General features: G+C 69.2%; 13 protein-coding genes and 1 pseudogene. 7 read left to right on the top strand and 7 right to left on the bottom strand.

Translation table 11 applies throughout. The annotated features are described in order from the left end of the window. Positions 1-378: 378 nt before the first annotated feature. The 4 genes from ACIBLC_RS17575 to ACIBLC_RS17560 all read left to right on the top strand — a co-directional run bounded on the left by ACIBLC_RS17575 (position 379) and on the right by ACIBLC_RS17560 (position 3,772). Positions 379-1,029 carry a DUF6230 family protein gene (locus ACIBLC_RS17575; protein WP_399211847.1) on the top strand — a complete coding sequence of 217 codons (651 nt, stop codon included), beginning with the start codon at positions 379-381 and terminating at the stop codon, positions 1,027-1,029. A gap of 182 nt (positions 1,030-1,211) precedes the next feature. Next, positions 1,212-1,820 carry a DUF6114 domain-containing protein gene (locus tag ACIBLC_RS17570; RefSeq protein WP_399211846.1) on the top strand — a complete coding sequence of 203 codons (609 nt, stop codon included), beginning with the start codon at positions 1,212-1,214 and terminating at the stop codon, positions 1,818-1,820. Then, entirely contained in the window at positions 1,810-3,138 is a 1,329-nt protein-coding gene (locus ACIBLC_RS17565; RefSeq protein ID WP_399211845.1) for a hypothetical protein, read from the top strand. Before ACIBLC_RS17570 ends, ACIBLC_RS17565 begins: the two co-directional genes overlap by 11 nt. Positions 3,139-3,253: 115 nt before the next feature. Beyond that, the gene (locus ACIBLC_RS17560) at positions 3,254-3,772 is read left to right on the top strand and encodes a hypothetical protein (protein ID WP_399211844.1); all 519 of its coding nucleotides are present in this window, start codon (positions 3,254-3,256) and stop codon (positions 3,770-3,772) included. Positions 3,773-3,844: 72 nt separating this feature from the next. Here ACIBLC_RS17560 and pyk read toward each other — a convergent pair whose 3' ends face one another. From pyk to pta, 3 genes are all read right to left on the bottom strand, one after another. Then, entirely contained in the window at positions 3,845-5,278 is a 1,434-nt protein-coding gene (gene pyk / locus ACIBLC_RS17555; RefSeq protein ID WP_399211843.1) for a pyruvate kinase, read from the bottom strand. Between the two features lie 73 nt (positions 5,279-5,351). After that, complete coding sequence (locus ACIBLC_RS17550) at positions 5,352-6,587, bottom strand: acetate kinase (RefSeq protein ID WP_399211842.1); 1,236 nt, start codon at positions 6,585-6,587, stop codon at positions 5,352-5,354. Further along, positions 6,584-8,704 carry a phosphate acetyltransferase gene (gene pta, locus ACIBLC_RS17545; protein ID WP_399211841.1) on the bottom strand — a complete coding sequence of 707 codons (2,121 nt, stop codon included), beginning with the start codon at positions 8,702-8,704 and terminating at the stop codon, positions 6,584-6,586. The genes ACIBLC_RS17550 and pta overlap by 4 nt, the downstream gene beginning before the upstream one ends. A 252-nt stretch (positions 8,705-8,956) precedes the next feature. Here pta and ACIBLC_RS17540 point away from each other — a divergent pair, with 252 nt between their 5' ends. Further along, positions 8,957-9,985 carry an ATP-dependent 6-phosphofructokinase gene (locus ACIBLC_RS17540; RefSeq protein WP_399211840.1) on the top strand — a complete coding sequence of 343 codons (1,029 nt, stop codon included), beginning with the start codon at positions 8,957-8,959 and terminating at the stop codon, positions 9,983-9,985. Between the two features lie 34 nt (positions 9,986-10,019). Here the strand turns inward: ACIBLC_RS17540 and ACIBLC_RS17535 are convergent, their stop codons facing one another. From ACIBLC_RS17535 to ACIBLC_RS17520, 4 genes are all read right to left on the bottom strand, one after another. Beyond that, entirely contained in the window at positions 10,020-10,640 is a 621-nt protein-coding gene (locus ACIBLC_RS17535; RefSeq protein ID WP_399212191.1) for an XRE family transcriptional regulator, read from the bottom strand. Positions 10,641-11,136: 496 nt separating this feature from the next. After that, the gene (gene ppk2 / locus ACIBLC_RS17530) at positions 11,137-12,147 is read right to left on the bottom strand and encodes a polyphosphate kinase 2 (protein WP_399211839.1); all 1,011 of its coding nucleotides are present in this window, start codon (positions 12,145-12,147) and stop codon (positions 11,137-11,139) included. 5 nt (positions 12,148-12,152) lie between these two features. Further along, the gene (locus ACIBLC_RS17525; protein WP_399211838.1) at positions 12,153-12,395 is read right to left on the bottom strand and encodes a DUF6411 family protein; all 243 of its coding nucleotides are present in this window, start codon (positions 12,393-12,395) and stop codon (positions 12,153-12,155) included. 130 nt (positions 12,396-12,525) lie between these two features. Beyond that, entirely contained in the window at positions 12,526-13,704 is a 1,179-nt protein-coding gene (locus ACIBLC_RS17520; protein WP_399212190.1) for a phosphatidylserine/phosphatidylglycerophosphate/cardiolipin synthase family protein, read from the bottom strand. A 180-nt stretch (positions 13,705-13,884) separates the two neighbouring features. On the opposite strand from ACIBLC_RS17520, the pseudogene ACIBLC_RS17515 reads away from it, so the two are divergent. Together ACIBLC_RS17515 and ACIBLC_RS17510 are read left to right on the top strand one after the other, a co-directional pair. Next, positions 13,885-13,969: pseudogene (locus ACIBLC_RS17515) on the top strand (hydrophobic protein); the annotation flags it as partial. 210 nt (positions 13,970-14,179) lie between these two features. Further along, positions 14,180-14,518 carry a PRC-barrel domain containing protein gene (locus tag ACIBLC_RS17510; protein WP_399212189.1) on the top strand — a complete coding sequence of 113 codons (339 nt, stop codon included), beginning with the start codon at positions 14,180-14,182 and terminating at the stop codon, positions 14,516-14,518. Positions 14,519-14,703: the final 185 nt, after the last annotated feature.

The raw sequence follows: 14,703 nt of genomic DNA, 5'->3' as shown, positions 1-14,703 counted from the left end.
GAACCCCCTTGCGGGGGCGGCGAGAATGCACCACGATCGGCGACGCTCGGTCCATTCCCCCTACCCCGACAGCCACTCGGGTCAAAGGGTTTTCTGGGTCCCCATCGAGCAGGGACGGCGGCAGTGGCGCCGTCCCTTGGGCAGGGGGGTCTTCGCCGTCAGGCGGAGCCTGTCCAGCAGGTTGTGCGTGATGTGCGTCAGGCGCGACCAGTGGTTGTCGCTCGGGGGTGATCGCCAGGTGATTCGGGCACGGTTCGCGCCTGAAGGGTACGGGCGCTCTCCTTCCCGAGGACGTAGCACTTCTCCCATCCCTGCCCGGCTGGGCCGCAATTACGGGGCAGTCAGGGCCAGGAGATGTACGTCCGAGAAGGAGGAAATATGGAGTCCCAGGTGCGTGGCGGGACGAGATGGAAGCGCTTCGCTGTGGTCATGGTGCCCAGCGTCGCCGCGGCCGCCGCGATCGGCGTCGGGCTTGCGCAGGGTGCGCTCGCCGCGTCGTTCAGCGTTTCCGGCCAGGAGTTCAAGGTCAGTGCCGGGCATCTCGAGGGCCAGGGCTTTGCCCAGTACGGCGGCATCGACAGTGGCTACACGTCGACCGACGGCAAGAACAAGACGGTTCGCCCCGTCGCGATCTCGTCGTTCAAGACCGCGCAGATCACGAACATGTGCCAGTCGGTCAAGACGGAGATTCCCCTCATAGGGAAGACGATCTACCTCCGTCTCGACGCCGGTCCGGACGCGAAGCACAAGGTCGAGGCCGAGAACCTCTACATCGACGTCGCTCAACTCGACGCCGACGCGACGTTCAAGAACATCGACATCGGTGTTGCGGTCAAGGACATCGACAAGAACAGGAACGCTCCTGTGAAGGAGGACGGCACCTCTCTGCCGGGCGGCTTCGCCCAGCAGGCGGAGTCGGCCGACCTCGTGGGCGTCGAGCAGACGGCGTGGGCGACCACGGCCGGCACGTTCAAGCTCAGCGGCCTGAAGATGCGCCTCGGTACGAGCGCTTCGATGGAGTGCTTCTGACGGTCTCCGTCGCAGTGGTGCCATTGGGCGGCTGAGCCGTCCACGGGGCGGGGGAGCCTCGCTTCTCCGCCCCGCGCGCCCGCCCGATGCCCGCACCGGGCGTTTCGTCCCATACTTTCCGGCTTCACCACCCCCAAGGCCGAGCCGGTCCGTACTTCCACCGGACCCAGGGAGCTTTTTCCATGAGTGCCGAGACTCCGGTCCAGAGCGCCGGGCACTTCACCCGCGCGCGTCTGCGATTCCGTGACTGGCGGGGCAACCGGCCTTTCTGGGCCGGTCTGTTCACCCTGCTCGGCGGGGTACCGATCGCCTACTTCCCGTACGCCACCTTCAAGCTCGGCAACATGTCGCTTGCGATGGCGACCACCGCGGGTGCCGGCTCTCTGATCATCGGTGTCCTGCTGATCACGCTGGGTCTGACCATGTGGTTCCAGCAGGCCACCCGAATCTTCGCCGGTGTCGCCGCGATCGTCCTCGGACTGGTGTCCCTGGTGGTCTCCAACATCGGCGGCTTCGTCATCGGGTTCCTGCTCTCGATGATCGGCGGAGCGCTCTCCGTCTCCTGGATGCCCAGGGACGAGGCGGCCGAGGGTGCGAGGCCCAGACGGACCCGGAAGCACGGTCCGGCGGGCCACGCGAAGGACGGGACCGCTCCTGCCGAGGTCGCTCCCGCTGACACGGCTCCCGCCGAGACCCCGGCCGACTCGGGTGCGCCTGAGCCGGGCCAGCGGCTGAGCGAGAGCGCCCCGGCCGACAACGGCAGTGGCCACGGGGGGTACCGTGCCGACTGACGAGCTGTCACAGGACGACTCCGCGGCCAAGCCCCGCATCAGAACAGGGCCGCGCCACGCCGCCCCCAAGAAGCCGCTGGCCACCAGGTTCCACATGCCCGCGGGCAAGGCGATAGCGTTCGCCGCGATGCCGACCGCGGTCCTCATGGGAATAGGTTTCACGCCGACTCTCGCGAACGCCGACGACCAGCCGAGCACCTCGAAGTCTCTGACGGCCGAGGAGTACCAGGCCTGCGTCGAGCTCCTCGACGAGGACGGTAAGGACGCGTCGGCCACCGCCACGCCCTCTGCCTCTGCCTCCGCCTCCGCTTCGGCGAGCGCCTCCGAGTCCGCCGACGAGGCCGAGCCGAGTCCCTCGGCCACGGCGCCCTCGGATGACGCCACGACCCCTTCGCCGGATTCAGGTTCCGACGACGAGGCCGAGCCCACCCCGTCGGCGAGCAAGACGTCCCAGAGTGCCGACAGTGGCGCCGACAAGGCCACGCCGACCCCCTCGGCGTCGGAGAGCACCACCAACCCGCTGGACCCGCTGGGCATCGGCGACGCGATCAAGGACATCCTCACGCCCGACGAGACGGCGAGCGCCACGGCCACGCCGTCCGCCTCCGCCTCCGCTTCGGCGAGCGCCGGCGCCTCGGAGGGTTCCGGCAGCTCCGGCACTGACGCCTCCGACACCGTCACGGACAAGACCGACAAGGTCACCGAGACGGCCGGGAACACCGTGAAGGACACCACCGACACGGCGTCCGAGGCGGCGAAGGACGCCGCCGCGGCGGCCAAGGAAGCGGCGGCCGAGGCCACTTCGTCCCCGAGTCCGTCCGCGAGCGCCAGCACGGACGTGGCGGACTGCCCGATCTCCACGGACGAGGAGGGCGACGTCGACAACCCGGCGATCCTGCCCGACGACCCGTGGTACCTCGACGCCAGCTCGCTGCTGCTCAAGGGCGCGGACTACCAGGGCGTCGTCAAGGTGAAGACCGCCAACGGCACGGTCAAGGAGGTCCTGAAGTACGTGATCTCCGGCGGCACCGACATCGGCGACCTGCACCAGAGGGTGGTCGACAAGAACGCCGGCAAGACGTACAACGTGCAGGCGGGCAAAGGCACGACGTCCACCATCCGTGACGGTGACACCGTCATGTACACCGAGAGCATCTCCGGCAAGCTGTTCGGCCTCATCCCGATCACGTTCGACCCGGAGACCCCCCCGCCCCTGAACATCCCCCTGATCTACTTCACCGACGTGAAGGTCGTCCAGGCGGGCCAGTTCGGCGGCACCCTCACCATCCCCGGGATGCACCAGTCCATCACCGACTGACCTCCACCCAGAACCCATCCGGGAGCCGCACACAGACTGTGGCCCGGTCCTCCGCTCACACGGGGAACCGGGCCACAGTCATGAGCGGTTTTTCGAAAGGGCGAACGCCGGGCAGTTGTTGGCGGACGTCCAACTGCTGGCGGAGTCCCCGCTGCCCGACGAGGTGATCGCCACGTTGTGGCTGGGCGCGACGCGCGGCTACTTCGATCCGGCCGCCCACGGACTCGGCGGCCGTGCGTGGTTGGGTCGGATCGCCGATGTGTGCGTCGCCCGGATCCGGCAGGACGATCCTTCGTACGTCGTCCCGGCCGCGCCGGTGCCCGCAGAGGACCAGGTGGGACGGGCAGCCGTCCTGCAGGAGATCCAAGGTGTCGCACCGGCGCTGACAAAGGCGGCCGTGACCAGCCTCTACGCTCCACCGCTCCCGGACCTCGTGCCGGCGCTGGAACAGACGGTGGCCGGCGTCGGCGCCGACCTGTCCCTCCGGCCCTTCCTCCGGACGGTGCGGGCGTACTTCGTGCCGATCAGCGAGGCCCGGCACAGCCGGTTCCTATTGCTTGGTGAGAGGCTGGGCTACCCCGAGTCCGTCGTCGACGACGGGTGTCTGAACATCTGGGACGACCTGGTGGACTGACCGCCGCACCATAACGCTGAGGGCGCTCCCCGAACCCGGGGAGCGCCCTCAGTGTCGTACAAGCATCGCCGGTCAGGCCGGGCGGACGCTTTCGCCCAAGTGGTGTACCCGGACCATGTTGGTGGTGCCGGGGACGCCGGGGGGTGAGCCGGCGGTCATGATGACGACGTCGCCGTCGTCGAGGATGTTGAGCTTCTGGAGTTCCTGGTCGACGAGGTCGATCATCTCGTCGGTGCTGTGGACGAAGGGGACGACGTGGGACTCGACGCCCCAGCTCAGGGTGAGCTGGTTGCGGGTGCCCTCGTCCGTGGTGAAGGCCAGGATCGGCTGGGAGGCGCGGTAGCGCGAGAGGCGGCGGGCGGTGTCGCCGGACTTGGTGAAGGCGACCAGGCCCTTGCCACCGAGGAAGTCGGCGATCTCGCAGGCGGCGCGGGCGACCGAACCACCCTGCGTGCGCGGCTTCTTGCCGGGGACCAGGGGCTGGAGGCCCTTGGAGAGGAGCTCCTGCTCGGCGGCCACGACGATCTTCGACATCGTCTTGACCGTCTCGATCGGGTACGCGCCCACGGACGACTCGGCGGACAGCATGACCGCGTCGGCACCGTCCAGGATCGCGTTCGCGACGTCCGACGCCTCGGCGCGCGTCGGGCGCGAGTTGGTGATCATCGACTCCATCATCTGGGTCGCGACGATCACCGGCTTGGCGTTGCGGCGGCACAGCTCGACGAGGCGCTTCTGCACCATCGGGACCCGCTCCAGCGGGTACTCGACGGCCAGGTCCCCACGGGCCACCATGACGGCGTCGAAGGCCGCGACGACGCCCTCCATGTTGTCGACCGCCTGCGGCTTCTCCACCTTGGCGATGACGGGGACCCGGCGGCCCACCTCGTCCATCACCTTGTGGACGTCGTTCACGTCGTGGGCGTCGCGGACGAAGGACAGGGCGACCATGTCGCAGCCCATGTTCAGGGCGAAGCGCAGGTCGTCGACGTCCTTCTCGGACAGCGCGGGCACGTTGACCGCCGTGCCGGGCAGGTTGATGCCCTTGTGGTCGGAGATCACGCCGCCCTCGACGACGATCGACTTGACCCGCGGACCCTCGACCTCGACGACGCGCAGCTCGACGTTCCCGTCGTTGATGAGGATCTGGTCGCCCTTGGAGACATCGCCCGGCAGACCCTTGTAGGTCGTGCCGCAGATCGACTTGTCGCCCGGAACGTCCTCGGTGGTGATGGTGAACTCGTCACCGCGCACCAGCTCGACAGGTCCCTCGGCGAAGGTCTCCAGGCGGATCTTGGGTCCCTGGAGGTCGGCGAGCACACCGATGGCCCTGCCGGTCTCTTCCGAGGCGGCGCGGACACGGTCGTACCGGCCCTGGTGCTCGGCGTGCGTGCCGTGGCTGAAGTTGAAGCGGGCCACGTTCATGCCGGCCTCGATCAGCGCGACGAGCTGCTCGTGGGAGTCGACCGCGGGGCCGAGAGTACAGACGATTTTCGAACGGCGCATAGGGCGATCCTATCGGTTTGTTTCGCTACGGAATATTCCGTCTGGTGGAAGATACAAATGGGCGGGTACGTGCTCAGGCGTGGACCTCGGCGGCCCCTCCGGCGTCCGCGCCGCCCACCAGTGCGTACGTCTGTGTCGCGATCTCCAGTTCCTCGTCCGTCGGCACCACGGCGACCGCCACGCGCGCGGACCGCGGCGAGATGAGCCTGGGCCCATCCGCTCGCACGGCGTTCAAGTCGCTGTCGACCGCCGGGCCCAGCTCCTCCAGGCCGGCGATCGCGGCCTCCCGCACCGGTGCGGCGTTCTCCCCGACTCCGGCGGTGAAGGCGATGGCGTCCACCCGGCCGAGGACCGCGTAGTAGGCGCCGATGTACTTCTTCAGGCGGTGGATGTAGATGTCGAAGGCGAGCTGTGCCTGCTCGTCACCCTCGTCGACACGACGGCGGATCTCGCGCATGTCGTTGTCGCCGCACAGGCCGGTCAGGCCGCTCCTCTTGTTGAGCAAAGTGTCGATCTCGTCGATGGACAATCCTCCAACACGCGCCAAATGGAAGATGACCGCCGGATCGACGTCGCCGGAGCGTGTGCCCATCACGAGTCCCTCGAGGGGCGTGAGCCCCATCGAGGTGTCCACGCACCGGCCGCCCCGCACCGCGGAGGCCGACGCCCCGTTGCCGAGGTGCAGCACGATGACGTTCACCTCCTCCGGCGTCCTGCCCAGCAGCCGGGCGGTCTCCCGGGAGACGTACGCGTGCGACGTGCCGTGGAACCCGTAGCGGCGGATGCGGTGCTCGTCGGCGGTCTTCACGTCGATCGCGTAGCGCGCCGCGGACTCCGGCATCGTCGTGTGGAACGCGGTGTCGAAGACGGCGACCTGGGGGAGGTCGGGGCGCAGCGCCCGGGCGGTACGGATGCCGGTGAGGTTGGCCGGGTTGTGCAGCGGCGCCACCGGGATCAGCCGCTCGATCTCGGCGATGACGGCGTCGTCGATGACGGTCGGTTCGGTGAAGGACTTGCCGCCGTGCACGACCCGGTGGCCGATCGCGAGCAACTCGGGTGAGTCCAGGCCCAGTCCGTCCCCGGCCAGTTCCCCGGCGACCGCCTTGAGCGCGGCGGCGTGGTCGGCGATGGGCGCGACGGTCTCGCGGGGCGCGCCCCCGAGCAGCGGGGTGTGCTTGAGCCTGCTCGTCTCCTCGCCGATGCGTTCGACGAGACCCATGGCCAGCCGGCGGCTGTCCCGCATGTCGAGCAACTGGTACTTGACCGACGAGGAGCCGGAGTTGAGGACGAGGACACGGGTGGCGCTCACTGGGCTGTCGCCTTCTCGCTGGAGGTCGGGGTCGAAGCCGGGGTCGAGTTCGAGGTCTGGGCCTGGATCGCCGTGATGGCGACGGTGTTCACGATGTCCTGGACGAGCGCGCCACGGGAAAGGTCGTTGACGGGCTTGCGCAGGCCCTGCATGACCGGGCCGACGGCGATCGCGCCGGCCGAGCGCTGCACGGCCTTGTAGGTGTTGTTGCCCGTGTTGAGGTCCGGGAAGATCAGCACGGACGCCTGTCCGGCGACCTCCGAGTCCGGCAGCTTGGTGGCCGCGACGGACGGCTCGACGGCCGCGTCGTACTGGATCGGCCCCTCGATCCGCAGGTCGGCACGGCGCAGTCGCACCAGGTCGGTGGCCTCGCGCACCTTGTCGACGTCGGCGCCCGTCCCCGACGTACCCGTCGAGTACGACAGCATCGCGATCCGGGGTTCGACGCCGAACTGCTCGGCGGTGGCGGCCGACTGGATGGCGATGTCGCAGAGCTGTTCGGCGTTCGGGTCCGGGTTGACCGCGCAGTCGCCGTAGACGAGGACCTTGTCGGCGAGGCACATGAAGAAGACGGACGAGACGATCTTGGTGTCCGGCTTGGTCTTGATGATCTCGAACGCGGGCCGGATGGTGGCGGCGGTGGAGTGCACGCAGCCCGACACCATGCCGTCGGCGAGGCCCTCCTGCACCATCAGCGTCCCGAAGTAGTTCACGTCGGCGACGACGTCGTACGCCAGCTCGACGCTCACGCCCCGGTGGGCGCGCAGCTCGGCGTACCGCTCCGCGAAGCGGTCGCGCAGTTCGGAGGTCGCCGGGTCGACGATCTCGGTGGCGCCCAGGTCGATGCCGAGGTCCGCGGCCTTCTTGCGGATCCGGTCGACGGGGCCGAGCAGCGTCAGGTCGCACACGCCCCGGCGCAGCAGTACCTCGGCGGCGTGCAGCACACGCTCCTCGGCGCCTTCGGGCAGCACGACGCGGCGCTTGTCGGAGCGGGCCCGCTCCAGGAGCTTGTGCTCGAACATCATCGGGGTGAGGCGGTCGCTGCTCGGCGCGGAGACCCGCTTGAGGAGGTCGCTCGTGTCCACGTACCGCTCGAACAGGCCGAGCGCCGTCTCCGCCTTCCGCGGCGTGGCGGCGTTCAACTTGCCTTCCAGGCCGAAGAGTTCGGTGGCGGTGGGGAAGGAGTTGCCGGCCACCGAGACGACCGGGGTGCCGGGTGCGAGGCGGGCCGCGAGGGTGAGGATCTCTTCGGTGGGCCGCTCGTTCAGGGTGAGCAGCACGCCGGCGATGGGCGGGGTGCCCGCGCTGTGCGCGGCGAGCGAGCCGATGACCAGGTCGGCGCGGTCGCCGGGGGTGACCACCAGGCAGCCGGGGGTCAGGGCGTTCAGGAAGGTCGGCAGCATCGCGCCGCCGAAGACGAAGTCCAGCGCGTCACGCGCCAGTCCCGCGTCGTCGCCGAGGAGCACCGTGCCGCCGAGGGCCTGGGTGATCTGCGCGACGGTGGGCGCGGAGAGCGCGGGCTCGTCGGGGAGCACGTAACAGGGCACCGGGAGACGGTTTTCGAGCCGCTCGTGTATCCCGGCGCGGTCGGCCGGGGCGACCCGGTTCACCACCATCGTGAGGACGTCGCAGCCGAGTCCGTCGTACGCGCGGTAGGCGTTGCGCGTCTCGGCGCGCACGGACTCGGCGGTCTGGCCCCGGCCGCCGACGACCGGGATGACGGAGGCGCCGAACTCGTTCGCCAGGCGGGCGTTGAGCGACAGTTCGTCGGGGAACTGGGTGTCGGCGAAGTCGGTGCCGAGGACGAGGACGACGTCGTAGTCACGGGCGACGCGATGGAAACGGTCGACCAGGGTGGACACCAGCTCGTCCGCACCCTGCTCGGCCTGGAGCGCGGACGCCTCGTGGTAGTCCATGCCGTAGACCGTCGCCGGGTCCTGGGCGAGCCGGTAGCGGGCGCGCAGCAGCTCGAAGAGCCGGTCGGGACCGTCGTGCACCAGCGGGCGGAACACCCCCACCCGGTCGACCTGCCGGGTCAGGAGTTCCATGACTCCCAGCTCGACGACCTGCCGACCGTCTCCGCGGTCGATCCCGGTCACGTACACGCTGCGCGTCACGCGTGCTCTCCATCCGTCTGTTTGCGTCCTGGTCGGGAGACTGTTCTCCGCGGTTCCGGCGGTGTTTCAGGGGCTCGGCGAAATAGCCCAGTAAGGTGAGCGGAACCCTCTTGACAATACCTCTGTGGATAGCTAGGGCGCCCGCCAGGCAGAAGGTCCTGGTCGGGCGTGCGGAAGCGGCGACGGCGCTCGCGCCGTGAAAGAATCGCACCCGGCTCACACGTACCGGCAGCGAGCAGGAGACACAGCACGATGCGCATCGGAGTTCTCACCGCAGGCGGCGACTGTCCTGGCCTGAACGCAGTGATCCGGTCGGTCGTGCACCGAGCGGTCACCAACTTCGGGGACGAGGTCGTCGGTTTCGAGGACGGCTATGCCGGCCTGCTCGAAGGCCGTTACCGCACCCTCGACCTCGACGCGGTCAGCGGCATCCTCGCCCGCGGCGGCACCATCCTCGGCTCCTCCCGCCTCCAGCGAGACCGGCTCCGGGAGGCCTGCGAGAACGCTCAGGACATGGCCCGCGAGTTCGGTATCGACGTTCTCATCCCGATCGGCGGCGAGGGCACGCTGACCGCGGCCCGGATGCTCTCGGACTCGGGAGGCCTTCCCGTCGTCGGAGTCCCGAAGACGATCGACAACGACATCTCGGGCACGGACCGGACGTTCGGCTTCGACACGGCGGTGGGCGTCGCCACCGAGGCCATGGACCGGCTGAAGACCACCGCCGAGTCCCACCAGCGCGTGATGGTCGTGGAGGTCATGGGCCGGCACGCCGGCTGGATCGCCCTGGAGTCCGGCATGGCGGCCGGCGCCCACGGCATCTGCCTGCCCGAGCGTGCCTTCGACCCGGCCGACCTGGTGGCGATGGTCGAGGAGCGCTTCGCGCGCGGCAAGAAGTTCGCCGTCATCTGCGTCGCCGAGGGCGCGCACCCCGTCGAGGGCAGCATGGACTACGGTCACGGCGCGATCGACCAGTTCGGCCACGAGCGCTTCCAGGGCATCGGTACGGCCGTCGCGCACGAGCTGGAGCGGCGCCTGGGCAAGGAGGCCAAGCCGGTCATCCTCGGCCACATCCAGCGCGGCGGCACACCGACCGCGTACGACCGCGTGCTCGCCACCCGCTTCGGCTGGCACGCCGTCGACGCCGCCCACCGCGGTGACTTCGGCAGGATGACGGCGCTGCGCGGCACCGACATCGAGATGGTGCCGCTGGCGGACGCGACCGCTGAGCTGAAGACGGTCCCGAAGGACCGGATGGACGAGGCGGAGTCGGTGTTCTAGAGGGGAATCGGTGCCGGGGCCGGCGCCGGGGTTCTCAGTACGTGCTTCTCTGGACCATCGACCAGAACTGGTCGACGATCCCGTCCAGGAAGTCCCGGCCCGCCTCGTCGGCGGCCTGCCCCTCGGCCCAGCTCGGCGAGGTGACCGTCTGCCCCTGGTAGTCGCCGTGCATCTCCTCCAGGACGTCCTCGAGGAGACGCCGGTCCAGGTGCACCGTCTTGCCGACCGGGCGCACGTACGCCTGCCAGCGCGTCGTCACCGCGCCGCGCAGCAGCTCCGCGAGCTTGTCGTCGCGCCCCGTCACCGTGATGAAGTCGCGCAGCGAGAGCTCGAGGACCTCGGCGAGCGCGGACGACTGCCGCTCGTTGCCGCGCCACTCGCCGGCCTCCTCCATCCGCTGGTACGCGAGGAGTTCGAGGCCGACGGCGTGGGCGACGTCCTCGGTGGCGAGGCCGCGTGCGACCCGGTGCTCGTGCAGGGTCCTTGGCGATCCGATGAGTTCACCCTGCGAGCACCACAACACGCCCGCGAGCGCGGTGAGTTCGGGGGCGCTCGGCTCAGCGAGCCCGCGCTCCCAGGCGGCGACCAGGTCCGGGGTGACGTAGGGGAGTCCGTACGAGGCTCGCATCCCGTACGCGACGTGCTCGGGCCCCATTCCTAACGCTGCCCGCAGTCTGCGGGCGGCCGGGGCGTTGAAGGGCGGAGTGGGCTGGTGGGCCTGCGGTCGGTGCACGCGGTCAAAGTATGGGCCGGGAGCACTGATGACTACGGTCTGTTCGGCCACAATCACAGATTGTAGGAACATACGGTTTCAGCCGTTCGTTCCTGTCGACCGGCGATCACCCCTTGACGCCCGGCCCCGGCGGTCAGCAGGCCGCCGGGGCCGGGCGTGCGCACCGCGCGGAAGGGCGACGATCGCGGGAACGGCAAGGCAGAAGGGCATATGCGAGGACCGGTGTGCGGCGGATCGGCCGTCGTCGGCACCGGTTCTCCCGCCGCCGTCCTGCCGGTACGGCATCCGCGGCACAGCGCCAGGACCCACCGCGACCGTGTGCCGGTCGGCGCCGCCGGAGGATCCGTGCGCCGCGTGCGCGGGAGAACTTCGGCGCGATCCGGACGTGGCCCCTGCCCCGGCCGGATCACGGCGTGTGTCAGGCGTTCTCAGGGTGATTGCCGGGGCCATGGGTGCGTGGGGTCAGCGGAGTGGGGGAGAGCGCCGAGTCCTCCTCGCCGGGTTCGAGCAGGGTGTCGGCGGCGCCGACGATCAGGGGGTCGGGGGTACCCACCGCCTCGAAATCCTTGCTGTCGTAGTCGATCCGCGAGAGCAGACTGCGCATCGCCTCCAGCCGGGCGCGACGTTTGTCGTTGCTCTTGACGACGGTCCAGGGGGCGTGCTCGGTGTCGGTGGCGCGGAACATGTCGACCTTCGCCTCGGTGTAGTCGTCCCACCGGTCCAGCGACGCGAGGTCGGTCGGGGAGAGCTTCCACTGGCGTACCGGGTCGACCTGCCGGATGGCGAAGCGGGTGCGCTGCTCGGAGCGGGACACCGAGAACCAGAACTTCACCAGCAGGATGCCGTCGTTGACGAGCATCCGCTCGAAGTCCGGGCACTGGCTGAAGAACAGTTCGTACTCGTCCTTCGAGCAGTAGCCCATCACCCGCTCCACGCCGACCCGGTTGTACCAGGAGCGGTCGAAGAAGACGATCTCTCCCGCCGTCGGCAGATGCGCGATGTACCGCTGGAAGTACCACTGACCGCTCTCCCGGTCGGTGGGTTTGTTCAGGGCGACCACCCGCGCGCCGCGGGGGTTGAGCCGCTCGGTGAAGCGCTGGATGGTGCCGCCCTTGCCGGCCGCGTCGCGCCCCTCGCAGACGACGACCACCCGCGCGCCGGTGTTCTTGGCCCATTTCTGGAGCTTGAGCATCTCTATCTGCAGGACGCGCTTGGTCCGCTCGTACTGCCCGCGGCCGACCTTGCGGTCGTAGGGATAGTTCTCCCGCCAGGTCTTGATGGGCCGCCCGGCCTGGTCCAGCACGATCGGCTGCTCGCGGCGGCTGGCGTCAACGGTGAGTCCGTCCAGCAGCCACTCACTGTCGGCGCCGTCCCCCTCGGGCCCCTCAGGGCTGCCGCCCTGGACGATGTCCCCCTCTGTGCTGTTCATCCGGGTCAGAAGGGCATACGGCCGCGGGTGCGACGGCCCGCCGAGCCGCTGCGGCCGACGGCACGCGAGCTGCTCCGGAAGGGCTTGCTGAACAGCTTGCCCAGGATGCCGGGCGCCTTGCCGCCGGCCCGGGCCCCGGCACCGAGGCCACGCTGCGTGCCGCGCTCGGGGTGGCGGGAGAGACGGGGAACGAAGAAGGCAAGCACGGCCAGGACGACACATACGCCAACGATGGCGAGGATTACCACGAGTGAACTCCTTCGATTGGTCGGACACTGGACGAGTGCCCCGTCAGGGCGTCCTCATGTGGGCTTTGTGTGTCCGGCGTCCCGGCCCGCGGGTACGCGGGGATCGGGGAGGCGGTCAGATCGCGCTCGTCTACAGGAACCGGCGGATGGGCGACACCGATGTCTCCCACATGCGCTGCGTGGCTGAGCGGCGCTTCCAGCGGCCCTTCTCGATCTGCTCGCTGGCCCGCAGGTCCTCGTCGAAATGCTGGTCGAGAGTGGCGGCGAAGTCCTCGTCCAGAACGGCGAGCATGACCTCCTCGTCGTGGTCGAGAGAGCGCCGGTTGAGGTTGGTGGAGCCGATCAGGGCCGCGACCTTGTCGACGGTGATGACCTTGGCGTGCATCATCGTCGGCTGGTAGTGGAAGATGCGCACTCCGCAGGCGAGCAGATCCTCGTAGAAGGCCTGGCCCGCCAACTGGCAGACGCGCTTGTCGGTGTGCGGTCCCGGCAGCAGGATCTCCACCTCGACACCGCGCCGGGCGGCCGCGCACAGCAGGTCGACGAAGTAGGAGTCGGGGGCGAAGTAGGCGGTGGCCAGCCGGAGTCGCTGCTCGGCGGACTCGATCACCACCCGCAGAAGCGTCTGCATGTCCTGCCAGCCGATGCTGGCCGAACCGCGGACGACCTGGACCACGGAGCCGCCGTCCGTGGAGTGATCGGTGAAGCGGTCACGCTCGTCGAAGAGGGTGTCGTGGCACTCGGCCCAGTTCTGCGCGAAGGCGGCGGCGATGCCGTCCACCGCGGGACCGCGCACCTGGACGTGGGTGTCGCGCCACTCGTTCTCGTCGCGGGCGTCGCCGCACCACTCCTCGGCGATGCCCACCCCGCCGGTGTACGCCGTCTCCTCGTCCACGACCAGCACCTTGCGGTGGCAGCGGTGGTTCTGCTTGAGCGGGGAGAGGTACAAGGGCTTGCGGAACCACGCCACTTCGGCGCCGGCCTCTTTCATCAGGTCCAGCAGGTCCTGCTCGATCAGCCGGCTGCCGAAGCCGTCGAGGAGCACCCGCACCCGCACCCCGTCGCGGGCCCGGTCGGCCAGTGCGGTCGCGAACTGACGGGCTATGTCCCCGCGCCAGTACACGAACGTCATCATGTCCACGGTGTGCTCGGCGCCGCGGATGCTCTCCAGCATCGACGCGAAGATCTCGTCCCCGTTGCGCAGTACCCGCAGGGAGTTGCCTTCCGTGGCGGCGATGCCGATCAGCCGTTCCAGGCGACGGCGCAGCCGCTGCTTCTGCTCCGACGACGACGGCTGTACGGCCGTCACCGCGACAGCGTCCGACTCACTGCACGTGCTCGTCACGACTCTCCTTGCGTATTGGGAACAGGTGGGGAAAACACATCACGAACGGCGAACCCTATATCCCCGATCGGGAGAGTCAAACCCGGAAATCGGGGAGCATGATCGTTCAGCGGGAGGGCACATGGTCATCGGAGGTTGATAATCATGGTTCCCCTGCTATCTGCTACTGGTTCTTCTTCCAGCTCTCATTCTTTTTGGCGCCGAGTTCGCGCTGAAGGCACTCTGGTACCGCTGGTAGGCAGGGGTTCACGCGCGAATGACCGTGACTGACAAGCCGGTTATCGCGCGCTCCCGGGAGATCGCACGGATTTCAATCAGATTTTCTGTGCATGGCGGTGACCGTATCGGGAACCCGCCTCCCGTCAGCGAAAACACCGGCGCGCACCAAGCGTCCGGGGTATTTCTGTACAGCTGAACGAAGGGATTTATCGTGACGGACATGTGGGGTTACCAGCCGACGTCGGGTCACCAGGCGGGCCTGGACCTGACGGGCTTCAAGGTGGAGGCGACCGACGGCCACATCGGCAAGGTCGACAAGCACTCCGAGGAGGTCGGCTCCGCCTACATCGTCGTCGACACCGGTGTCTGGATCTTCGGCAAGCACGTGCTGCTGCCGGCCGGCACCATCACGAGCGTGGACACGACCGAGAAGAAGGTCCACGTCGGCCGTACCAAGGAAGAGATCAAGAACTCCCCGGAGTTCGACAAGGACAAGCACACCGGGGACGAGGGCTACCACGAGCAGGTCGGTGGCTACTACGGCACCCCGCCCGTCTGACATCTGATCGGACGCCACGCGTACGCGGTGTGGGGGGGGCCCCCCCCGGCCCCCCCCCCCCCCCCCCGCGGGGGGGGGGGGCGGGGCCCCGCCCCCCCCCCCCCCCCCCCCCCCCCCCCCCCCCCCCGGCCCGCCGGGGCTACCGCGGGCCCCGTTCCCGAGCGGTCGCACGCACCGCGTCGACC

The organism is Streptomyces sp. NPDC050535 (assembly GCF_044457665.1).
In the GTDB taxonomy this organism is placed as follows: Bacteria; Actinomycetota; Actinomycetes; order Streptomycetales; family Streptomycetaceae; genus Streptomyces.
Note: the sequence above shows the minus strand (reverse complement) of the source record. Positions and strands in the feature narration are given on the sequence as shown.